Origin of the sequence: Streptomyces camponoticapitis, from assembly GCF_014646115.1 — a bacterium.
Taxonomy (GTDB): domain Bacteria; phylum Actinomycetota; class Actinomycetes; order Streptomycetales; family Streptomycetaceae; genus Streptomyces; species Streptomyces camponoticapitis.
In genome coordinates this window covers 187535-209552 of sequence record NZ_BMMV01000006.1, presented here as the reverse complement: position 1 = coordinate 209552, position 22018 = coordinate 187535, and the positions used below count along the sequence as shown (strand labels likewise).

Below are 22018 nucleotides of genomic sequence, written 5' to 3'. Positions count from 1 at the left end.
GTCGGGTCCGCTGCCCCGGACCGGCGGTGTCAGGTGGGGCCGGGGCCGAAGCGGCGCCGGTAGGCAGACGGCGTGAGGCCGGTCTCGCGGCGGATGAGCGTCCGCAGGTTCGTGGCCGTGCCGAGGCCGCTTCGCCGCGCGACCAGCTCGAAGCGTGACTCGCCCCGTTCGATCAACCGGCAGGCCAGGGCGACCCGTTCACCGGTGAGCCACGCCAGCGGTGTCGTGCCCAGTTGGGCCTGGAAGCGGCGGTGCAGTGTCGCGGCGCTGACCGACGCGCGCGCCGCGAGGTCGGCCACCGCGAGCGGGGAGTCCAGCCGCTCCTGCGCCCAGGCGAGCACGGGTGCCAGCGACTCGTCCGGCAGATCGGGCACCGGGCGCTCCACGAACTGCCGCTGCCCGCCGTCCCGGTGCGCCGCGAAGACCAGCCGGCGGCTCACGGAGTTGGCGACCTCGGCGCCGTGGTCACGGCGGACCACATGGAGTCCGAGGTCGAGCGCGGCGGCGCTTCCCGCCGCCGTGAGGATGTCCCCGTCGTCCACGAACAGCACATCCGATTCGAGTGATACGGAGGGGAAGCGGGCCCGGAAGGAGTCGGCCCACTGCCAGTGCGCCGTGGCCCTGCGCCCGTCGAGGACCCCCGCCTCCGCCAGAGTGAAGGCGCCGCTGCAGAAGCCGACAAGGCGCGCCCCGCGCGTGTGGGCCCGCCGGACGGCGTCCAGCACGGCAGCGCGGCGGGGCACCTCGACATCGGGCCGGTTGGGGACGATCAAAGTGTCCGCCGTGTCGGCCACCGCCAGCTCGGCGACGCCCGTGAGCGTGAAGAATCCGTCTCGCATCAGGGTGTCCGGCTCGGGGGAGCAGAGGCGGAAGTCGTAGAGGTCACGGCCGATCTCGGGCCTGCGCAGACCGAAGATCTCGGTCGCGCAGCCGAGTTCGAAGGGGTTCGAGTTCTCGTCCACGATCACCACGACCCGGTGGGTGCGTCGAGGGACGTCCGAGCCCGGGCCCGAGCTAGGGGGCGAGCCCTGCGAGGATTCTTGCGCCATATGAGATTGCTAGCACTCACGCCGGCCGAGCGGAACCGGCGAGCATGGGCGCATGAACGATCGAACCGGCCGGCCCATCTCCCTCGACAAGGCGCTGACCTCCTTCGACGCCCTGTGGAGCCCTCGTATCGTGACGCGGGTCAACGACTACGACGTGCGCGTCGCCAAGGTAGAGGGCGAGCATGTCTGGCACGTCCACGAGGACACCGACGAGTTCTTCCTGGTACTCGAAGGGGAGCTCCACATCGCGTTGCGTGAGCCCGCGGGAGAGCGCACGGTCGTGCTGCCCCGGGGAGCGGTGTTCACCGTCCCCCGTGGCACGGAGCACAAGCCGTACGCCGCCTCCCGCACCGCGATCATGATGTTCGAGCCCTCCGGGACGTCGACGGTCGGCGACCGGCACGACGAGATCCCGGCCCATGTCGACGCGACGACGGGCCACCGACTCGGCGCCTGACGGTGCTCGCGCGTTCCCCGCCGTCCCGCACCGGACTGCCTATACCGGCCCGTTCGACGACAACGACGGCGACGGCGGACGGACGCCGGGCCGGACGTACGTCACGTCGAAGTCGGACGCCCAGAACTCACCGTCCTCCGATCGCTCCCAGCCGCCGCTGATCGTTTCGCCGGCCTCGTCGAAGGTGCCGGTGAATCGCTGGTGGAAGCCCGGCGCCGCACGCCACTGCTTCCAGACGCCTGCGGTCAGGCTCGTACGGTAGACACGCGCGACGCCCCGGCCGTCGGCGTACAGCGTCGTGAACTCGTCGGCGGTGTCGTCGTAACCGGTGATCGTGCTCGTGGGGAAGGGCGCGTTCGCTCCCCACTCCGGCGGAAGCACCGTCGAGGGCCCCAGATCCGCGCGCTGGACCAGGAAGGCGCCGCCCTCCAGCCAGGCGAACTCGGTCCGCACCGGACCCGCCCGGTGCCCGGCCGCCCACATGTCCCACTCGCCCACGAGAACGTCCAGGCGGCTCAGCGCCGGGTGGGGTGTCGGATGGCGCATCGGTTTCTCCTCTTCGCGGTTCGCCGGCAGAGCTGCCCTGTGCCGGTGGTGACTCGGAAACCCGCCCGGACTCATCGTTCCGCCAGATCCGAACCGCGGTAGAGGCTGGTGAGAACCGTGGGGGACCGCCGACGGAGTCACAGGAGGAGATCTACGCCTGGCCCGTCTCGAAGCGGCTGATACGGCCGTCGGTGACGGTGAAGGCCCAGCGCGTGCGCATGGTGCCGTACGTCGCGTTCGTGAACGAAGCCTTCAGCGAGCGGCCCCCGTCGGAGGCGGTCTCGACGTCCATATGGCCGCCCACGGAGAAGATCTCCTTGTCCACCCAGCCCGCGAGGTCCCGTTCGCTTCCGTCGTCGGACATCGTGGCGTCCGGCGTCAGAAGGGCGAACAGGGCATCGCGATCGCCGGCGTTGATCGCCGAGACGAACGCGGCGACCGTCGGGTCTTCGGGGCTGACGCTCATGTGTGGTCCTCCTTGTGACTGGGTTGGTGTGACCGGGTTGGCCGGCGCGTACGCCGACGGCACCGCCCGCCGCCCGGACGGCGCCCTGAGGCAGTGCCATCATCACGCCTGCCGCAGCGCCTCGCCGCCCGGCGGAACCGGGCCTGCGGGGAGGGTGTACAGCCTTCTTCCAACGATGTAAAAGATGCCTACGGGCCGCATCAGCACCGTCCTCGCCCGTATGACCGAGGAGGGCAATCGACCATGCATGCCTCGTACGACCCGTACGCCCCGCTGCCACGCCCCACCCCCACGGCTCCCCGCACCGCCACCGTCAGGAGTCCCAGGAATGCCGGAAGTCCCCGGAACCGCGCGACCGCCTGGCTCGGCGCCCTGCTGCTCCTGTGCGCGAGCCTGGTGATGGCGGCCGGCCCCGCCGAGGCGAAGCCCGCCGCCTGGCAGCCCAAGCCGTCCCCGATGACCACCCCGTGGACGAATCAGGTTCCGGTCGACAACCCGCTGCCGGAGTATCCGCGCCCCCAGCTCACCCGCCCCGACTGGGCCAACCTCAACGGCATCTGGGACTTCGCGGTCACCGGCGCGAACGCGGGGCAGCCCGCCACGTTCCCCGAGCAGATCAGGGTCCCGTTCGTCGCCGAGTCGGCCCTCTCCGGTATCCAGCGCAAGATCACCCAGAGCGACAAGCTCTGGTACAAGCGGAACTTCACCGTGCCGGCGAGCTGGAGTGGCCGCAGCGTCCAGCTGAACTTCGGGGCCAGTGACTGGCAGACCACGGTCTGGGTCAACGGCCGACAGGCCGGCGCCGCCCACAGCGGGGGCTTCGACGCCTTCACCTACGACATCACTCCGCTGCTGACGGCGGGCACGAACACCGTGGTCGTCTCCGTCTTCGACCCCTCCCAGACCGGCGGCCAGGCCGTCGGCAAGCAGCGGATCAACGACGTCACGCCGCACCCCGGCGGAGGCATCTTCTACACCGCGGCGTCCGGCATCTGGCAGACCGTCTGGCTGGAGCCCACCGCGTCCACGCACATCACCCGGCTCGACATGGTGCCCAGCCTCTCCGACAGCACGCTGAAGGTGACCGTCCGCGGCGCCGGCACCACCGGCGGGACCGCCAGAGTGACGGTCTCCTCCGGCGGTACGACCGTGGCCGCCGCCACCGGCCCGGTGAACAGCCAGTTCTCGGTGGCGATCCCGAACCCGCGTCTGTGGACCCCTGAGGATCCGTTCCTGTACGACGTGAAGGCCGATCTGCTGTCGGGTACGGGCGGCACGACCGTCGACTCGGTCGGCAGCTACGCCGGGATGCGCTCCATCTCCGTCGGCAAGGTCGGCGGCGTCCAACGCCCGCTCCTCAACGGCGAGTTCGTCTTCCAGACCGGCACGCTCGACCAGGGCTACTGGCCGGACGGCATCTACACCGCGCCCAGCGACGAGGCGTTGCGGTACGACCTCCAGAAGCACAAGGACCTCGGTTTCAACATGGTCCGCAAACACATCAAGGTGGAGCCGCAGCGCTGGTTCTACTGGGCGGACCGGCTCGGTCTGCTGGTGTGGCAGGACATGCCGTCAATGGACACCCGGACACCGGACAGCGCCGCGCGTGTGCAGTGGGAGGCGGAGTACGACCGGATCATCGACCAGCACCGCAGTTCGCCCTCACTGGTCATGTGGGTCAATCAGAACGAGGGCTGGGGCCAGTACGACCAGGCCCGCATCGCGAACGAGGTCAAGGCGTACGACCCGTCCCGCCTCGTCAACAATATGAGCGGCGTGAACTGCTGCGGCTCCGTCGACGGCGGGAACGGCGACGTCATCGACAACCACGTCTATGTCGGGCCAGGCACCACGACACCGACGGCCACGCGCGCGGCCGTCCTCGGCGAGTTCGGCGGGCTGGGCTGGAAGGTGCCCGGACACGAGTGGTACCCCGGCGGCGGTTTCAGCTACGAGGACCAGGCGAGCGCCGCCGCGCTCGACAACCGTCTCGTCGGGCTGATCGACACCATCCGCGAGAATCAGATGCCGAGCGGACTGTCCGCGTCCGTCTACACCGAGATCACCGATGTCGAGAACGAGGCCAACGGCCTGCTCACGTACGACCGGCAGGTGGTCAAGGTCGACGCGGCCCGGCTCCGGGCCGCCAACCTCGCGCTCGTCGAGGCCTCACGCAACCCGCCGCCCCCGGTGACGCTGCCCACCGGCCAGAACAAGTCGCTCCGGGTGACGACGCCCGGTCACACCGGCAAGTACCTTCGCCACCAGGACGGGCTCACGTTCACCGCGCCCGTCGACGCGAACAGCGACGCCCTGCTGAAGAACGACGCCACCTGGAAGATCGTCCCCGGTCTCGCGGGCAGCGGCTGCTACTCCTTCGAGTCCCGCAACTACCCCGGACAGTATCTGCGGCACCGCGACTTCCGCGTGTACAAGGAGGCGGGCGACGGCTCGGCGCTCTTCCGCGCCGACGCCACGTTCTGCGCGCTGCCCGCCGCCGGGGGAGTGCGGCTGGCCGCTTACAACATGGCGGGCGCCTATCTCCGGCACATCAACTCGGAGGTGTGGATGGCGACTCGGGGCGGTGCGCGTGCCTGGGACAACCCGGCCGCGTTCACGGAGGACACGACCTGGTCCGTCGACAATCCCTGGGCCGGCTGACGGCGGGAGTGTTCCACCGGATGCCGGGCGGCGCCGCTCCCGCACGGGAGCGGCGCCGCCCGATCCGAACGACCGCCCGGCGACGAGATACACCCCCTAGGCCGGGGACCCGCCCCCGTACCCGTAACGGCTGTCCCGCGGACAGACGTCCCGTCCGCGGAGGTGCGTCGTGTCGTTCGTCATCTCCCGCACCGCCCAGCCCGGCAGCAGCCGGCCGTCGAAGAGCCCTTCCCAGAAGGCGTTGAGGTCTTCCGGTGTGGACACCAGGCCGCCGGAGGGGCCGAACTCGTGACCGGGCCGCTCGCCGGGCGCGGGCCAGTAGGTGTTCTTCAGGCCGAGGGGGCGGAGCACGGTCCGCTCGATGTGGGTGCGGCAGTCCTCGCCGGACGTGTTGCTGATCAGCAGGCCCAGGACGAGGTGGTTGGTGTGGGAGTACCCCCAGTCGGCGCCCGGTTCGAAGTCCTGGTCCGCGGCCAGCACCAGCGCGAGGAGGGCCTCGTCCGTGTACGGGCCTCCCGACCGGTCGATCAGCTTGGTGTAGTCGGGCAGTCCGCTCCGCTGCCTCAGCAACTCCCTTACGGTGACCGGGTGTTCCGCCAGTCGCGGGACATGGCGCCGGGCGGGTGAGTCGAGCCGTACCTTGCCGTCCGCCACCAGTCGCATCACGGCCGCGACCGTGAACGCCTTGGTGCCGTCGGCAAGTCGGAAGCGTGCGTCGGCGTCGACCGTCGGCCGGTCCGTCCCGCGCTCCGCCGTTCCCGCCGTGCGGGCGCGGACGTCGACGTGGGCGAGGGCGCCGGGCTCCCCGTCCCGCTCGGCCGGCAGGACCAGTTGGTGCTGTACGCCGCCGGCGCGGGCCTTGCGCGCGGCGGCGACCGGGCCGGCGGCGAAGAGCGCGGGCGCCGGCAGTGCGGCCACGACGACGCGGCGACCCTGTCTCCCACCGCCCGTGACGACGGTGCCGGTACGCGGCCAGGTCAGGGCCGTCCTCTCGGTGCCGGTGCCGGTGCCGGTGCCGGTCCCGGTCTCGGACTCGGTGGCTGCGGCGGTCATCTCGCGGCTCATGGTTGAATCCCTCCTTGTACGCGGCCCCCCCCGGCCAAGTCCCGGCCGATGAAACGAGCTTGATCCCTCGGGGCCCTGAGATCAGGGGGGCTGGACGGCACATCGTGGGGTGTAGCCACCTCCACCGCGACACTGAGGCTGTCCTCAGGAGCCGCCGTCATGCCGGCTGGTCGCCTGCCGCCCCTGTGGCATTTGTTCAGTGTGCGAACGCAATCCTCGGTGAGTGTCAGTAGCCGCGATTCCCCCGCCGGGCCGCTCTTCACCGCCCGTCGGCGCGACGGCAGTCCACGGCAATTTGGATAGACCCTTGACAAATTAGGGGCCCGTTGCCAGCATGCGGAACTCTCGCGGGTTTCCCGCGAATGTTCGGTGACGCATCACATGCCCCTGCACGGATCAGTACGGCTGCTTTCCGGGTGACGGGACATCACCCGGACCGCAGGTTCCTCCCTGAGTGAGACACGGTGGCGCGCTCGCCCGCGCTTCCGCCTGCCTCACCCCCCATGATCAGGTAAGGAAGGAAGCTCGATGTCAGGACTCTCAGGACGGCCGCGCCCGAGACAGAAGTGGCTGAGGTGGCTCGCGGTACTGGGTCTGGTGGTGGGTGGCGGCGCGATCAGCGTCCCCACCGCCGCCGCCCACCCGGGCCACCCCGGCCACGAGGCAGCACCCGCCGCCATTCCGGCCGGCGACTACCAGCAGGTACAACTCGCGCTCGGGTCAGCCGAGCTGGGCGAGGCGATGTCACTCGCCGTCCTGCCCGACCGGGCCGTCGTGCACACGGCGAGGGACGGAACGGTCCGCTACACGGACCCCGCGGGCAACACGAAGTCGGCAGGCAAGCTGGACGTCTACACCCATGACGAGGAGGGCCTCCAGGGGATAGCCGCCGACCCGAACTTCCAGACCAACCGGTATCTGTACCTGTACTACTCGCCCAAGCTCAGCACCCCGGGCGGCGACGCGCCGGTCACCGGCAACGCCGCGGCCTTCGAGCCGTGGAAGGGCCACCTCAACCTCTCCCGCTTCACGCTCAAGGCCGACAACACGCTCGACCTGGCCAGCGAGAAGGTCGTACTCGAAGTCCCCAACGACCGTGGCCAGTGCTGCCACGTCGGCGGTGACATCGACTTCGACGCGGCCGGGAACCTCTACCTGACGACGGGCGACGACACGAACCCGTTCGAGTCCTCGGGTTATTCGCCGATCGACGAACGCGGTGACCGTAACCCGCAGTTCGACGCCCAGCGCTCCTCGGGCAACACCAACGACCTGCGTGGCAAGGTCCTGAGGATCAAGCCGACCGCGGCCGGCGGCTACACCGTGCCCTCCGGCAACCTCTTCGCGCCCGGTACCGCCCGGACCCGTCCCGAGATCTACGCGATGGGCTTCCGCAACCCGTTCCGGATGTCCGTCGACAAGGCCACCGGCATCGTCTACCTCGGCGACTACGGTCCCGACGCGGGCGTCACCAACGCGAGCCGCGGTCCCAGCGGCCAGGTCGAGTTCAACCGCATCACCGGTCCGGGCAACTACGGCTGGCCGTACTGCACCGGCACGAACACCGCCAACGAGACGTACAGCGAGTTCACCTTCCCCAGCGGCCCCTCCGCCGCCAAGTACAACTGCGCCGCTCCCGCGAACAACTCGTTCCGCAACACCGGCCTGCCGACCCTGCCCGCCGCCAAGTCGAGCTGGATCAAGTACGGCGGCGACGCGGGCTCCCCGCCCGAGTTCGGCGGCGGCTCCGAGTCGCCCATGGGCGGCCCCGTCTACCGCTACAACGCCAATCTCAACTCGAATGTGAAGTTCCCGCAGTCGCTCGACGGCCGCTTCTTCGCCGGTGAGTACGGCCGTAAGTGGATCAAGGCCATCGAGGTCAAGGCCGACGGTACGCCCGGCGTCATCGAGGCCTTCCCGTGGACCGGCACCCAGGTGATGGACCAGGCATTCGGCCCGGACGGCGCGCTGTACGTCCTCGACTACGGCACCGGCGGCAACAACCAGGCGCTGTACCGCGTCGAGTACGTCGGCGCCGCCAACCGCAACCCGGTCGCCAAGGCGGCGGCCGACAAGGTGTCCGGACCCACCCCGCTGACCGTCGCGTTCTCCTCGGCCGGCAGCTCCGACCCCGAGGGCAAGGCCCTCACCTACTCGTGGAACTTCGGCGACGGCACCACGTCCACGGCCGCCAACCCGAGCCACACCTACACCACCAACGGCACCTTCCGGCCGACGCTCACGGTGCGCGACCCCGAAGGGCTGACCGGCACCGCGAGTCTGGTCGTCACGGCGGGCAACACAGCGCCGACCGTGACCCTCCAGACACCCAAGGACGGCCAGCTGTTCTCCTTCGGTGACACCGTGCCCTTCCAGGTCACCGTCAGCGACCCGGAGGACGGGACCATCGACTGCTCCAAGGTCAAGGTCACCTATCTGCTCGGCCACGACGAGCACCGGCACCAGATCACCCAGGCCACCGGCTGCTCCGGCAACCTCAACGTGCCCGCCGACGGTGAGCACGACAGCGCGGCCAACATCTACGGCGTCTTCGACGCCGAGTACACCGACGGCGCCGGGCTCACCACGCACAGCGCCCGAATCCTCCAGCCCCGGCACCGCCAGGGTGAGCACTTCTCCGCCCAGTCCGGCGGCATCCAGGTCGCGGCGCACGCCAACGCCGAGGGCGGCAGCACCGTCGGCTTCACCGACAACAACGACTGGATCTCCTTCAAGCCCTACAACCTGGCCAACGCCAACAGGTTCACCGCCCGGGTCGCCTCCGGCGGCGTCGGCGGCACCCTGGAGGTACGGGCCGGGTCCGCGACCGGCACACTGCTCGGCTCGGTGGCCGTGGCACCCACCGGCGGCTGGGAGAACTTCGTCGACGTCTCGGGGAACATCACCAACGCCCCCGCCGCGACAACGGAGTTGTTCCTCGTCTTCAAGGGCGTGACCGGGCAGGGCAACCTCTTCGACGTGGACGCCTTCACCTTCGCCACCGGCACCGGCGGGTCGAGCCAGACCGTCGAGGGCGAGTCGTTCAGCTCGGGGCAGGGCGTCCAGGCGGCCGACCACGCCCCGGCGAGCGGCGGCAGGACGCTCGGCCACATCGAGAGCGGTGACTGGGCGGGTTACGCCTCCGTCCCGACGGCCGGGGCCAAGACCTTCTCCGCGAAGATCTCCTCGGCCGGAGCCGGCGGCACCATCACCATCCGGTCGGGATCGGCCACCGGAGCCGTCCTCGGCAGCGTGGCCGTACCCAACACCGGCGGCTGGGAGACCTTCCAGAACGTCTCCACCGCGCTGACCGGCACCGGATCGTCCGGGGCGCTGTTCCTCACCTTCACCGGTGGGTCCGGGGCGCTCTTCGACATCGACACCCTCACCCTCACCAAGTGACGCGAGTCAAGGAGACAGTGATGCTCCGTCAGCTCCGCACCCTGCCGAAGACCGCCGCGGCGGCCTTCGCACTCACCCTCGGCCTCGCCGCGTCACTCCTGGCACCGGCCACGGCGGCCCAGGCCGCCGACCCCGCCTACCGGGTCCTCGTCTTCTCCAAGACGGCCGGCTTCCGGCACGACTCCATTCCGGTCGGTACCCAGACCATCCGCGACCTCGGCGCGGCCAACAACTTCACCGTCACCGCCACCGAGGACAGCAACGCCTTCACCACCTCGAACCTGGCCAACTTCAAGGCCGTCGTCTTCCTCTCCACCACGGGAGACGTCCTGAACACCAGCCAGCAGTCGGCGCTCCAGGGGTATGTGGACGGGGGCGGCGGGTACTTCGGCATCCACGCCGCCGCCGACACCGAGTACGAGTGGCCGCAGTACCAGCAGCTCGTCGGCGCCTGGTTCAAGAGCCACCCGGCGATCCAGCGGGCCACGGTGAAGAACGAGGACCGGTCCCACGCGGCCACCTCGCACCTCGGCCAGACCTGGTCCCGTACCGACGAGTGGTACAACTACCGCACCAATCCCCGCCCGCAGGTCCGGGTGCTCCAGAGCCTGGACGAATCCACCTACAGCGGTGGGGAGATGAGCGGCGACCACCCGATCACCTGGTGCCACCCGCAGGGCAACGGCCGGTCCTTCTACACCGGACTCGGCCACACCCAGGAGTCGTACGCCGACCCCGCGTTCCGGTCGCTGCTGCTCGGCGGCATCCGCTACGCGGCGGGCTTCGCCAAGGCCGACTGCCGCGCGGAGACCGGCTACACCCCGCTCTACAACGGCTCGACCACCGGCTGGTCCCAGGCCGGACCGGGCAGCTTCACCAACACCGACGCCACGCTGAACGCGCAGGGCGGCATGGGTCTGTACTGGTACCGGGCGAAGGAGTACGCCTCGTACTCCCTCAAGCTGGACTGGCGCATGGCCGGCGACGACAACTCCGGTGTCTTCGTGGGCTTCCCGGCCTCCGACGACGTCAACACATCGGTGAACCAGGGCTACGAGATCCAGATCGACTCCACCGACGCGGCCGACCGGACCACCGGGTCCGTCTACGGCTTCAAGGCGGCGGACATCGCGGCCCGGGACAACGCCCTGAATCCGCCGGGGAGTTGGAACACGTACGAGATCCGGGTGGAGGGGGAGAGGCTCCAGGTCTTCCTCAACGGCGTACGGATCAACGACTTCACCAACACCGACCCGGTGCGCTCCCTCCAGCAGGGGCACATCGGGATCCAGAACCACGGCACCGGTGACGACGTGTCCTTCCGCAACATCAGGATCAAGGAACTGGGCGGCACCAACCCGCCTCCGACCACCACCTACGAAGGGGAGTCCTACACCTCCGGCCAGGGCGTCCAGCCCGCCGACCACGCTCCGGCGAGCGGCGGCCGCACCCTCGGCCACATCGAGAACGGCGACTGGGCGGGCTACTCCCAGGCGTCGCTCACCGGCGCGAAGACCTTCGCGGCGAGGGTCTCGTCGGCGGGCGCGGGAGGCACCGTCCAGATCCGCTCGGGCTCGGCGACCGGACCGGTCGTCGGCTCGGTCGCGGTGCCGAACACCGGCGGCTGGGAGACCTTCCGGAACGTGTCCACCACCCTGACGGGCACACCGTCCGGTCCGCTGTTCCTCACCTTCACCGGTGGCGGCGGCGCCCTGTTCGACATCGACACCTTCACGATCGGCCGCTGACCGGCCGGTAGGCGACACCGCAGGTGCGATGGCGAGTTGGCCCCGGGGGATCCGTCCCCCGGGGCCAACTCATCGTCCGGGGGCCGTGGTTCAGGCCGGACGGTGGCGGCGGTGGACCCTCGCCTCCCACGGCGCGAGCGTGACCGTCGTGCCCAGTGGCTCGGTGTCGGGGACGTTGCCGATCAGCGCAACGGCGTCGCGCCAGCCGTCGTCCGGCAGGTCGACCTCGGCCGTGTCGCCGGTGAAGTTGCCGAGGACCAGCAACTCGGTCGCCGTACCGTCCGCCTCCACCAGCCGTCGGGTGTACGCGTACACCCGCGGGTCGTCCGGCAGCAGCATGGTGAAGTCGCCGTGCGCCACCACCGGTTCGGCGTGCCGCAGTGCGATCAGCCTGCGGTAGTGGTGGAAGACCGACGACGGATCCGCGTACGCCGCTTGTGCGTTGACCTCGGTGTGGTTCGGGTTGACCGGGATCCAGGGGGTACCGGTGGTGAATCCCGCGTGCTCGGAGGCGTCCCACTGCATCGGCGTCCGGGCGTTGTCCCGCCCCATCGCCCGCAGCCCCGCGAGCACACGCACCGGGTCGGTGCCCCGGTCGACGGCCTCCGCGTAGTGGTTGAGCGACTCGATGTCGCGGAAGTCGTCGACGGAGGTGAACGGGGCGTTGGTCATGCCCAGTTCCTCCCCCTGGTAGACGTACGGCGTGCCCCGGTGCAGATGCAGGACGGTGGCCAGCATCGTCGCGGACCTGACCCGGTTGCCGGGTCCGTCGTCGCCGAAGCGGGAGACCACACGCGGCTGGTCGTGGTTGTTCCAGTAGAGACTGTTCCAGCCCGTCCCGCTGAGGCCGTCCTGCCAGCGGCCGAGCGACGCCTTGAGGTCGAGCAGGTTCAGCGGCCGTACGTCGAACTTGCCGTCGCCGTGGTCGAGTCCGACGTGCTCGAACTGGAACACCATGTCCACCTCGGCGCGCGCCGGATCGGTGAACAGCCTCGCCTCCTCGACGGTGACGCCCGGCATCTCACCTACGGTGAGCAGCCGTTCGGGACGCCCGGCGAAGACCTCGCGGTGCATCTCCTGGAGGAACTCATGGATCCGGGGCCCCGAGCCGTGGTGGGTGCGGTCGGGGAGCGCCGGGTCCTTCGAGATGAGGTTGATGACGTCCATCCGGAAGCCGTCCACGCCCCGGTCGAGCCACCAGTTCATCATCCGGTGGACGGCCGAACGGACCTCCGGATTCTCCCAGTTGAGGTCGGGCTGCTTGCGGGAGAAGAGATGCAGATAGTACGCGTCGCCCGGCTCGTCGTACTCCCAGGCGGAGCCGGAGAAAAACGAGCGCCAGTTGTTGGGTTGGGCGCCCGGCGTGCCGGGGACCGCACCCTCCCGGGCGGGCCGCCACCAGTACCAGTCGCGCTTGGGACTGTCCGGTCCCCGCCGGGACTCGATGAACCACGGGTGCTCGTCGGAGGTGTGGTTGACGACGAGGTCCATGACCAGCTTCATGGAGCGGGCGTGGACGGCGGCGAGCAGATCGTCGAAGTCCGAGAGCGTACCGAAGGACGGATCGATGTCCTGGTAGTCGCTGATGTCGTAGCCGTTGTCGTCCTGCGGCGACGGATAGACCGGCGACAGCCACAGGACGTCCACGCCCAGTTCGGCGAGATGGTCCAGCCGGTCGATGATGCCGCGCAGGTCCCCCACGCCGTCGCCGTCGGAATCGGCGAAGCTGCGCGGATAAATCTGGTAGACGACCGCGGACTTCCACCAGGGCTCGGGGGAGGGGGAGTCGGTGCTCACGTGCCTGAACCTCGCATGATCTCGGTATTGGTGGGACAAGGGGGTCAGAGTCGGCGCGCCTCCACGAGCACGAGGCGTTCGGGGAAGAGCGTCGGGGCCCGCACCCCGGCGACCGCCAGCATCCGCCCGGTCAGCTCCACCCCGTCCGCGCGCTCCCACCAGAGCGGGTCGGACCGGTGGGGCCCCTCGGTCCGGTCACCCGGCCGGTGCGGCCGCACCTGGTAGCGGGCGTCCGCGTCGAGTCCCGGCAGCCGGACCGGGCCCGCCGGAGACATCACGCTCGTGGCCGTCTGGACCAGGGCGTACAGCGCCCGCGAGCGGTCGGGCGCCACCACGCCGTGCACCCAGAGCGCCGGATCGGGATGGTCCCCGTGGACGACCGTGCCGGCGTGCAGCAGCGGCCGGAGCTCCTTGTACGCGGCGACCCACTCGGCGAGCCCGGCGCGCTCGGCGGGGTCGGCGGCGGTGAGATCCCACTCGATGCCGAAGTGCCCGAAGAGCGCGGTCCCTGCCCGGAAGCCGAGCGTATGGGCGCGGCCCGTGGTGTGGGCGACGGGCGAGCCGACATGGGCGCCGAGGAGCTCGGGCGGCAGCAACAGCCCGGTCCAGCGCTGGATCTGCTGGCGTTCGAGGGCGTCGATGCAGTCGCTGGTCCAGACGCGGTCGGTGCGCTCCAGGATGCCGAGGTCGATCCTGCCACCCCCGGACGAGCAGGACTCGATCTCCAACTCGGGGTGCCGGGAGCGCAGTTCGTCCATGAGGCGGTATGTGGCGGACGTCTGCGCGTGGACCCCGGCGGCGCCCCTCGGACTGTGTCCGGCCTCCACGAGATCCCGGTTGTGATCCCACTTGAGGTAGTCGATGTCGTACTCGGAGACCAGCGCGTCGAGCCGTTCCAGCAGATACTCGTACGCACCGGCGTGGCCGAGGTCGAGCACCTGCTGCTGCCGGGACTCCGGCGGGAGCCGCCCGCCCGTCGCGAGGATCCACTCGGGGTGGGCGCGGGCGAGGTCGGAGTCGGGATTGACCATCTCGGGCTCGACCCACAGCCCGAACTCCAGCCCCAGGAAACGGACATGGTCGACCAGCGGACGCAGCCCGTCGGGCCAGACGGTCTCGTCCACGTACCAGTCGCCGAGCCCGGCCCGGTCGTGCCGGCGGCCCTTGAACCACCCGTCGTCCAGGACGAACCGCTCGGCGCCCACCTCGGCGGCGGCGTCCGCCAGGGCGGTGAGCCTACCGAGGTCCTGCTGGAAATAGACGGCCTCCCAGGTGTTGAGGGTGACCGGCCGGGGCCGCCTCGGGTGGTACGTCCTGGCGCGCAGATGCCGGTGGAAGCGCCCGGCCATCTCGTCCAGCCCATGGCCGTACGACCCGACGATCCACGGGCTCGTGTACGACTCGCCGCCCGCCAGCAGGACTTCGCCCGAGAGCAGGGCCTCGCCGCCGCCGAGCAGGGACACACCCGCGGGCGTGCGTTCGGCCAGGGTGCGGTGGTTGCCGCTCCACGCCACATGCAGACCCCAGACCTGGCCCGTACGGAAACCGAAGCCGCGCTCGCCCGCGAGATGCAGCAGCGTCGCGTCCGTGCCCGTGCGGCCCCGCCGGTTCTCGCGGAGATGCGTACCGAGCGTGAACTCGTGCCGCTGCGGGCTGCGTTCACGCAGATGCCGGCCCGTGAGGTCGAGGAGTTCGGTGGCGTGGGCGGGCACGGGGAGGGTGAGCAGCAGACCGTCGAGGACGTACGGGCGCTCGCCGGTGTCACGGTTGGTGACGGTGGCACGCTGCCGTACGAGTCCGGAGGGGGTCAGCTCGATCTCCAGCACGAGGCCGAGCCCGGCCTGCTCGTCCACGGCGTCGACGGTGAGCTGGTGCGCACCGGGGAGGTCCGGCGTACGGACGGTACGGATCGACCGGACGGTGAAGGAGGTGGAGAAGTTGGCGCCGTCGCGGTGCCCGGTGAGGCCCGGCGTACCGAGCCAGCCGGCCGAGTGCTCCGGCAGGAGCGAGAGCGGGACGGGCTGATCGAGGGTGTTGGACATCTGCCGGGCGGCGCTCGCCGCGGCGAGCTCGGCGAGTCCGGTACCGCCGGTGTCCGCGGTGTCTCCGAGATCGTCGCCCCAGTGGAGCACGCGGGGCAGCCGGTCGCCGGTGCAGTCCAGGACCAGGCTCGTACCGGGGGCGCGGAGGTGGAGGTGGCCACGGGTGGCACCGGTCTGCATACGACTCCTCGGATTGTCGGTCGTCGGTCGTCGGTCGTCGGTCGGCCGTCGTCCGTCGGCCGCCGGTCGGCCCGTACGTGACCTCGTGATCTGCTTCAGTTTTGAGGTGAGGGTTTCCGCCCGTCAATGGTGCCTCGATCTTGCCGGGGCTCCGGGGTCCGGGTCCGGGTCCGGCGACCTGATGGCCGGGGGCGCGGGCGCGGACTTGACTCTCCCGTCGGGGGAGACAGGAGAGTTGAGGTCATGGACGGCGACGCGCTTCAACCCATCGGCGAGCTGGCCCGGCGTACCGGGCTGACGGTCAAGACCATCAGGTTCTACTCCGATCGCGGAATCGTGCCGCCGGCCGGCCGCACCCCGGCCGGCTACCGCCTCTACGGCCCCGAGGCCGCCGCGCGCCTGGATCTTGTCCGGACGCTGCGCGAGCTGGGGCTCGACCTCCCCACGATCCGCCGGATCGTGGACCGGGAGCTCCCGCTGCCCGGTGTCGCCGCGACACACGCGCAGGCGCTGGCCGCGCGGATCCGCGTGCTTCGGCTACGGCACGCGGTGCTGACGGCGGTGGCCAGACGTGAATCCACCCCTGAGGAGATCGAACTCATGCACAAGCTGGCCCAGCTCTCCGAGGACGAACGGCGCCGCCTCGTCGCCGACTTCCTCGACACCGTCTTCGGCGGCCCGGACGCGGCTCCCGCGCCGGCGGGCCCACCGCCGAACAGGTCCGCCGGCAGCACGCCGGGCGTCAGGCGGTCGATGACCCCCGAGCTCCCGGACGACCCCACCGACGAACAGCTCGACGCGTGGCTGGAGTTGGCCGAGCTGTCGCAGGACCCGGACTTCCGCGCCGCCGTGCGCCGGCTGGTCGAGGACGACGCGGCGGACCGAGCCGGGGCCGAGGAGGGAGCGGGACCGCGCCGTAACGCCGTCGCGGTGGTACGTGACGCGGCCGCGCCGGCGCTGGCGGCCGGTATCGACCCGGACTCGCCACGGGCCGATCCGGTCGTCGCCTCGGTGACCGCCCACTACGCCGGCGTGCTCGGCCGCCACGACGACACCGCCCTGCGGCACCGGCTGCTCGGGCGGCTGGCCGCTGCGGGCGACCCGCGCAGGGAGCGTTACCTCCAACTCCTCGCCGTCATCAACGGATGGCCGGCCCCGGAGAGCCTGAGCCCGGCGCTCGACTGGTTCGCGCGCGCCCTGAGCGCCCGCACTCCGGCGTAGCGGGAACCGTCACCACTGGTACGGGAGGTACTTTCCGTCGAGGGTGATCACCACGCGGTCACCGGCGGGGTCGGGCACGCGCCGGACGTCGAGCCGGAAGTTGATGGCGCTCATGATGCCGTCGCCGCACTGTTCGTGGATCAGTTCCTTGATCGTCGGGCCGTAGACCTGGACGACCTCGTACAGCCGGTAGATTGTCGGATCGACCGGCACCGCCGATTCCAGCGCCCCTCGCGACGGCTGGAGCTGGAAGGCCATCGCGACGTCGTCGCCCAGTTCCAGCAGGGCTGCCGCCGTGGTGGCGTCGTCCTTCTCCATCGGGTGCTGGCCGAGGAGTGCGGCCGTGGTCCAGGCGAGCGGTTTACCGACGGCTTCGGCGAGTTGGGCCCAGGTGATCCCGGTCCTCACCTTCGCCTCGCGGACGGCTTCGGCGGCTTCGTGCTTGCTGACCATGTGCATCTCCATTCCGGACCGCGGCCCTGGTAGCGCGCGGCCAAAGCATAGGAGAGACACGGCGGGAGGGGTACGGCCCGTCTCCGCGACGGGAGGCACCGTCCGGCGCGGCGCGGCCGATCAGCCTCGGGGGTTCCTCCTCGGGGAAGTGGCTCGACCCCCCTGACGGTTCTCGAAGCCGTCGCGCTGGTCGATTCCCCGAGAGGCGAGGGGCGGCAGGGTGTCGAGGAACGCACCGAGCACCGCGTCGAACTCCTCCCGCCGCTCCAGGTTGGGCATGTGCCCGGCGCCCTCGATGACCGCGAGCGTCGCGCCGGGTATCCCGTCGCTCATCACGCGCGCGTCCTCGACCGGCGTGTACTCGTCCTCGCTGCCGACCACGACGAGCGCCGGCACCGTCACGCGCCCCAACATGGCGACATAGTCGGGCCGTTGGGCCCGTCCCCGCAGGGCCGCCGCCGCTCCCTCGGGAGGCGCGCCCCGCATCATGTCCCGTACGTGCGCGGCCACAGCGGGCAGCGCCTCGACATTGCGCGGCGCCACCATCTTGTGCAGCACCTCGTCCGCGTACGGTCCCATCCCCTCCCGCAGGAGCCGGTCGGCCATCGCGTTGCGCGCCACCTTGCCCGCCTCCGTCTCGGCTGCGGCGAAGGTGTCGGCAAGCACCAGGCCCCGTACCCGCTCGGGGAAGAGCCGGTAGAACTCCAGGACGATCTGGCCGCCCATGGACAGCCCGCCCAGCACGGCACGGTCGACGCCCAGCCGGTCGAGGAGTGCGGCGATGTCCCACGCGAAGGTGGTGAGCGTCGTCGTGCCGGGCACGACGGTGGACCCGCCGTAGCCGCGCAGATCGGCGGCGATCACCCGCCGCCCGGGGCCCGCGAAGGTCTCGGTCTGGGGCCGCCACATGGAGCGGTCGAAGGGGTGGCCGTGCACCAGGACCAACACCTCGGCGTCGTCGGCGCTCTCGTCCCCGCCCGTGTCGTCGTAGGTGACAGTGATGTCGTGAAGCGTGGTGGTGCTCATGTCCGCGTCCTTCGCTCGGTGCTCGGTGCTCGGTGCTTGGTAGTTGGTGCTCGGCCCCTGTGCTGTCCGGCTTGCGCCTCGATGCTAAGTGGTGCAATATCTCAATGCAATGATGAGATTGATCTCGGTGCAATCTGGAGGGGGCGTCATGGACGACTACCGTCTGATCGCCGACCAACTGGCCGCCGACATCCGGGCGGGCCGCCTGCGCCCCGGGGAGCGGCTGCCGCCGCAGCGGGCGTTCTCCCGGAGCCGTGACATCGCCAACTCGACGGCGGCCAGGGTCTACGGCGAGCTGATCCGGCGCGGACTGGCGGTCGGCGAGGTGGGCCGCGGGACCTTCGTACGTGCCGCGCCGCCCGGTCCGCAGCCGACGCTCGCGGAGCCCAGCGAGGCCAGGGTCGACCTGGAGGTCAATTTCCCCGTACTTCCCGAGCAGGCCGAACTGCTCGCCGCCGGTATGGCGCGCATACAGCGGCCCGACGTGCTCGCGGCAAGCCTGCGCCCGCTCGGCGGCTCCGGGTCCGCCGCCGCCCGCGAGACCGCCGCACCGCTCCTCGCGCGCGGCGGCTGGGCACCGGAACCGGAGCGGATCCTCTTCACCGGCAACGGCCGCCAGGCGATCGCCGCGGCTCTCGCGGCCTGTGTCCCGGCCGGGGAACGGCTCGGCGTCGAGGAGTTCACCTATCCCGTTGTCAAGGGCATCGCCGCCCGCCTCGGGATCACCCTCGTCCCGCTCGCCATGGACCAGGACGGCCTCCTGCCGGAAGCCCTGGCCGACGCGCCGCCGCTACGGGCCGTCTATCTGCAACCCACGCTCCACAACCCGCTCGGCATGACGGCCCCGCCCGGCCGCAGGGCTCAACTCGTCGAAACGATGCGGACGTTGGATCTGTACGTCATCGAGGACGCCATCTACGGATTCCTCCGCGACGACGTTCCGCCGCTCGCCGCCCTCGCCCCCGAACGCACCATCGTTCTCGACAGCATGTCCAAGCGGCTCGCGCCCGGCCTGACACTCGGTTACGCCGTGGCACCGCCCGGCTTCGAGCAGCGCCTGGCCTCGGCCCTGCGGTCGGGAGCGTGGTCGGCGGGCCGGTTCGCCCTCGACGCCGCGACGCGGTGGACGGCCGACGGCACCGCCGCCGCGATCGGCCGGGCCAAGCGCGCCGATGCGGTGGAGCGCCAGCGGATCAGGGCCGAGAGCCTGGCGGGCTTCACCGTCCATGCCGACCCCCGTGCCTATCACTGCTGGTGGGAACTGCCCGAGCACTGGCGTGCCGAGACGTTCGTGGCCGCCGCCGCCCGTCATGGCATCGCCATCGCGCCCGGCGCGGCGTTCACCGTCGGCACCGGGCGCGCCCCGAACGCCGTGCGGCTGGCTCTGGGCACCCCCTCCCATCCCACGCTCACCGACGCCCTGGACCTCCTCGCCACGCTGGCGCGCGGCACGCCGGAGGACGCCGCGCCGGAGTGACCCTCGGCGGCGGCGCGACACCCGTGGCCAGGAGCTGTCAGGCCGTCAGACGGCGCGGGAGCCAGCCCAGTTGGGCTTCTTCCTGATACTGCGCGCCGCCCTCGTGGCCGTTGAACTCGTACACCTCGATCGTGCGGTCCTCGTGCGCGTAGGCGTTGAACGCCGCGAACACCGTCGACGGCGGGCAGGTCTGATCCTCCAGAGCCGCCGAGAACATCGCGGGGGCACTGCCGCGCGCCGCGAAGTGGACCCCGTCGAAGTAGCTGAGGGTCCGCCGGACCGACTCGCCCCGGCGCCGGTAGGTGTTGAGGTACATGCCCACCTCCCGGTACGGGTGCTTGTCGGTGAGTGTCGTCGCCCGGGGGAAGTCGCAGAGGAACGGCACGTCGGGCGCGATCGCCACCAGGTCCGGCACCAGCCCGGCCACCGCCAGTGTGATCCCGCCGCCCTGGCTGCGGCCGATCGCTGCCGTGCGGGAGGCGTCGGCGAGCGGATGGGAGCGGGCGGCCTCCACCGCGCGGACCGCGTCGGTGAAGACCCGGCGGTAGTAGTACTCGTGCGGGTCCTCGATTCCCCGGGTCATGAAGCCGGGGAAAGCGGACGCGCTGCCCACCGGGTCCGGGGTGTCGCCGCCGCCCCACCCGGCGCCCTGGCCCCGGGTGTCCATCACGAAGTACGCGAAGCCGGCCGACGGCCAGAGGAGCCGGGAGTGGGGCAGCCCGCGCCCGCCGCCGTAACCGACGAACTCGACCACCAGGGGCAGCGGTTCACGGGTGCCCGCCGGCAGGACGAACCAGCCCTTGACCGGGTGGCCGCCGAAACCGGCGAAGGTCACGTCGTACACCTCCACGGTCGACAGACCCGTCTCGACGGGCTTGAAGACCGGGTCCAGATCGTGGGTGCGGGCCTCGGCGAGAGTCGTCGCCCAGAAGGCGTCGAAGTCGGCCGGTTCCACGGAGCGGCTTCGGTAGCTCCGTAGCTCGTCGAGGGGCAGATCGAACAGGGCCATGTGCGGTATCACCTCGGGGTTCGCGGGCGGACGAGCACACCGTACGTCCCGTGTCCCGGTCGCAGAAGTGTCCCCGGGGGGCCTCGGGAGAGACGGGCGGGGCCGTCCAGGAGTCGCAGGCGTGTACGAAAGAAGTTTTGGCGATCTCTTGACCGCCGCCGCGCCGGAGGTCCACAGTACTCGTTAATGCGCATTACTAATACGCATTAACGATCCGGAGGAACACGGTGGAGGAACCCAGGAAGCGGGCCCGGCCGGGCCGGACCCCCGCACCCACGGGCCGTACGTCCAGGCCGCGCCAGGCCGAGGTCGCCAGGCTCGCCGGGGTCTCACAGGCCACGGTCTCGCTGGTGCTCGGGGCCCGGAAGCAGGGCGCGACCATCTCCGAGGAGACCCGGCGGAAGGTGCTCGACGCCGTACGCAGCCTCGGCTACGTCCCGGACCCGGCGGCCAGCCGGCTCGCCGCCGCCAGGAACAACCTGCTCGGGGTCTTCAGCTTCACGTCCACCTTCCCGACCGACGTGCAGCACTCGTACTACCCGTTCCTCGTCGGCGTCGAGCAGGAAGCCGCCGCACGCGGCTACGACCTGGTGCTCTTCACCGGCTCCAGCACGGGCGGCGCGGGGGCCGCCGGACCGCACGCCCTCAACCGGGTACGCCTCGCCGACGGCTGTCTCTTCCTCGGCCGCCACGCACCCGCCGACGAACTGCTGCGTCTGGTCGCCGACGGCTTCCCCGTGGTCCACCTGGGCCGCAGGGACGAGTTGGAGGGACTGGCGTGGGTCGGCGCCGACTACGTCAGCGCCAGCAAGGAGGTCGTCACGCATCTCGCCGGGCTCGGCCACCGGCGGATCGTGCTGGTACGCGAGGACGACGAGGCCGCCGCGTCCACCGACCGTGAGCACGGCTTCCTCAAGGGTCTGGAGGAGGCCGGACTGCCCGGTGGCCCGGCCGCGGTCTTCCGCTCCGCCGACCCCGAGCACGACCTCACCGCCGAGCGGCTGCGCGGCTGGCTCGACGACGGCGTCACCGCGTTCGTCGCCGAGGAGACCGACACCGGGGACGCCTGGCGGGCGCTGCACGGCGCCGCGCACTTCGTCGGCATCGACTGCCCGAACGACGCGTCGCTCGCGCTGCTCGGCAGCCCGCCGCCGGACCTGTCCGACGGGCCGACGCCCACCGGATTCGACATCCCCCGGCCGCAGTTGGGCGCCGCCGCCGTGCGGATGCTCGCGGCGCTGGTGGCGGGGGAGCAGGCCACGGAACCGCTGGTGGCCTGCGGCTTCCGACCCGGCACAACGGCGGGCACACCGCCCGCCCGTCTCTGACCGCCCGACCGAACACGCAGCAGACCGAACGCACAGCAGACCGAACACACACCAAGCACCAAGTACCAAGCACCACAAGGCACTTCAAGGA

16 protein-coding genes are annotated in these 22018 nt (G+C 70.9%); 7 read left to right on the top strand and 9 right to left on the bottom strand.

Annotation, left to right across the window (positions count from 1 at the left end; all coding sequences use genetic code 11):
- Positions 1-29 precede the first annotated feature (29 nt).
- Entirely contained in the window at positions 30-968 is a 939-nt protein-coding gene (locus IEY79_RS11665) for a helix-turn-helix domain-containing protein (RefSeq protein ID WP_308426665.1), read from the bottom strand.
- A 133-nt stretch (positions 969-1101) separates the two neighbouring features.
- Here IEY79_RS11665 and IEY79_RS11660 point away from each other — a divergent pair, with 133 nt between their 5' ends.
- Complete coding sequence (locus IEY79_RS11660; protein WP_189107330.1) at positions 1102-1506, top strand: cupin domain-containing protein; 405 nt, start codon at positions 1102-1104, stop codon at positions 1504-1506.
- A 39-nt stretch (positions 1507-1545) separates the two neighbouring features.
- On the opposite strand, the gene IEY79_RS11655 is transcribed toward IEY79_RS11660, so the two are convergent.
- Together IEY79_RS11655 and IEY79_RS11650 are read right to left on the bottom strand one after the other, a co-directional pair.
- The gene (locus IEY79_RS11655; RefSeq protein ID WP_189107329.1) at positions 1546-2052 is read right to left on the bottom strand and encodes a hypothetical protein; all 507 of its coding nucleotides are present in this window, start codon (positions 2050-2052) and stop codon (positions 1546-1548) included.
- Between the two features lie 151 nt (positions 2053-2203).
- A complete protein-coding gene (locus tag IEY79_RS11650) occupies positions 2204-2518 on the bottom strand; it encodes a nuclear transport factor 2-like protein (protein ID WP_189107328.1) in 315 nt (104 codons plus the stop codon).
- Between the two features lie 399 nt (positions 2519-2917).
- Here IEY79_RS11650 and IEY79_RS11645 point away from each other — a divergent pair, with 399 nt between their 5' ends.
- Positions 2918-5179 carry an AbfB domain-containing protein gene (locus tag IEY79_RS11645; RefSeq protein ID WP_189107494.1) on the top strand — a complete coding sequence of 754 codons (2262 nt, stop codon included), beginning with the start codon at positions 2918-2920 and terminating at the stop codon, positions 5177-5179.
- A gap of 96 nt (positions 5180-5275) precedes the next feature.
- Here IEY79_RS11645 and IEY79_RS11640 read toward each other — a convergent pair whose 3' ends face one another.
- Positions 5276-6244 (bottom strand): serine hydrolase domain-containing protein, encoded by a 969-nt coding sequence (locus IEY79_RS11640; protein ID WP_229700810.1) that lies wholly within the window; start codon positions 6242-6244, stop codon positions 5276-5278.
- A gap of 528 nt (positions 6245-6772) precedes the next feature.
- Between IEY79_RS11640 and IEY79_RS11635 the strand changes: the two genes are divergently transcribed.
- Positions 6773-9646 carry a carbohydrate-binding protein gene (locus IEY79_RS11635; protein WP_189107327.1) on the top strand — a complete coding sequence of 958 codons (2874 nt, stop codon included), beginning with the start codon at positions 6773-6775 and terminating at the stop codon, positions 9644-9646.
- A 20-nt stretch (positions 9647-9666) separates the two neighbouring features.
- On the top strand, positions 9667-11394 hold the full coding sequence (locus IEY79_RS11630) for a ThuA domain-containing protein (protein WP_189107326.1): 1728 nt from the start codon (positions 9667-9669) through the stop codon (positions 11392-11394).
- 90 nt (positions 11395-11484) lie between these two features.
- Here the strand turns inward: IEY79_RS11630 and IEY79_RS11625 are convergent, their stop codons facing one another.
- Entirely contained in the window at positions 11485-13191 is a 1707-nt protein-coding gene (locus tag IEY79_RS11625) for a glycoside hydrolase family 13 protein (protein WP_189107325.1), read from the bottom strand.
- A 44-nt stretch (positions 13192-13235) separates the two neighbouring features.
- On the bottom strand, positions 13236-15413 hold the full coding sequence (locus IEY79_RS11620; RefSeq protein WP_189107324.1) for an alpha-galactosidase: 2178 nt from the start codon (positions 15411-15413) through the stop codon (positions 13236-13238).
- Positions 15414-15656: 243 nt separating this feature from the next.
- On the opposite strand from IEY79_RS11620, the gene IEY79_RS11615 reads away from it, so the two are divergent.
- Positions 15657-16634 (top strand): MerR family transcriptional regulator, encoded by a 978-nt coding sequence (locus IEY79_RS11615; protein ID WP_189107323.1) that lies wholly within the window; start codon positions 15657-15659, stop codon positions 16632-16634.
- A gap of 9 nt (positions 16635-16643) precedes the next feature.
- Here IEY79_RS11615 and cynS read toward each other — a convergent pair whose 3' ends face one another.
- Positions 16644-17087: a cyanase gene (gene cynS / locus IEY79_RS11610; protein WP_189107322.1), complete on the bottom strand. Its 444-nt coding sequence runs from the start codon at positions 17085-17087 to the stop codon at positions 16644-16646.
- A 120-nt stretch (positions 17088-17207) separates the two neighbouring features.
- Entirely contained in the window at positions 17208-18113 is a 906-nt protein-coding gene (locus IEY79_RS11605; RefSeq protein WP_189107321.1) for an alpha/beta fold hydrolase, read from the bottom strand.
- 148 nt (positions 18114-18261) lie between these two features.
- On the opposite strand from IEY79_RS11605, the gene IEY79_RS11600 reads away from it, so the two are divergent.
- On the top strand, positions 18262-19590 hold the full coding sequence (locus tag IEY79_RS11600; RefSeq protein ID WP_189107320.1) for an aminotransferase-like domain-containing protein: 1329 nt from the start codon (positions 18262-18264) through the stop codon (positions 19588-19590).
- 37 nt (positions 19591-19627) lie between these two features.
- On the opposite strand, the gene IEY79_RS11595 is transcribed toward IEY79_RS11600, so the two are convergent.
- Positions 19628-20599 (bottom strand): acetylxylan esterase, encoded by a 972-nt coding sequence (locus tag IEY79_RS11595; protein WP_189107319.1) that lies wholly within the window; start codon positions 20597-20599, stop codon positions 19628-19630.
- A 227-nt stretch (positions 20600-20826) separates the two neighbouring features.
- Here IEY79_RS11595 and IEY79_RS11590 point away from each other — a divergent pair, with 227 nt between their 5' ends.
- Positions 20827-21927 (top strand): LacI family DNA-binding transcriptional regulator, encoded by a 1101-nt coding sequence (locus IEY79_RS11590; RefSeq protein WP_189107318.1) that lies wholly within the window; start codon positions 20827-20829, stop codon positions 21925-21927.
- The last annotated feature ends 91 nt before the right edge of the window (positions 21928-22018 follow it).

Coding starts and splice junctions, on each gene's coding strand:
- IEY79_RS11660 (WP_189107330.1), top strand. CDS start 1,102: ATGAACGATCGAACCGGCCGGCCCATCTCCCTCGACAAGGCGCTGACC.
- IEY79_RS11655 (WP_189107329.1), bottom strand. CDS start 2,052: ATGCGCCATCCGACACCCCACCCGGCGCTGAGCCGCCTGGACGTTCTC.
- IEY79_RS11650 (WP_189107328.1), bottom strand. CDS start 2,518: ATGAGCGTCAGCCCCGAAGACCCGACGGTCGCCGCGTTCGTCTCGGCG.
- IEY79_RS11645 (WP_189107494.1), top strand. CDS start 2,918: ATGGCGGCCGGCCCCGCCGAGGCGAAGCCCGCCGCCTGGCAGCCCAAG.
- IEY79_RS11640 (WP_229700810.1), bottom strand. CDS start 6,244: ATGAGCCGCGAGATGACCGCCGCAGCCACCGAGTCCGAGACCGGGACC.
- IEY79_RS11635 (WP_189107327.1), top strand. CDS start 6,773: ATGTCAGGACTCTCAGGACGGCCGCGCCCGAGACAGAAGTGGCTGAGG.
- IEY79_RS11630 (WP_189107326.1), top strand. CDS start 9,667: ATGCTCCGTCAGCTCCGCACCCTGCCGAAGACCGCCGCGGCGGCCTTC.
- IEY79_RS11620 (WP_189107324.1), bottom strand. CDS start 15,413: ATGCAGACCGGTGCCACCCGTGGCCACCTCCACCTCCGCGCCCCCGGT.
- IEY79_RS11615 (WP_189107323.1), top strand. CDS start 15,657: ATGGACGGCGACGCGCTTCAACCCATCGGCGAGCTGGCCCGGCGTACC.
- cynS (WP_189107322.1), bottom strand. CDS start 17,087: ATGGTCAGCAAGCACGAAGCCGCCGAAGCCGTCCGCGAGGCGAAGGTG.
- IEY79_RS11605 (WP_189107321.1), bottom strand. CDS start 18,113: ATGAGCACCACCACGCTTCACGACATCACTGTCACCTACGACGACACG.
- IEY79_RS11600 (WP_189107320.1), top strand. CDS start 18,262: ATGGACGACTACCGTCTGATCGCCGACCAACTGGCCGCCGACATCCGG.
- IEY79_RS11595 (WP_189107319.1), bottom strand. CDS start 20,599: ATGGCCCTGTTCGATCTGCCCCTCGACGAGCTACGGAGCTACCGAAGC.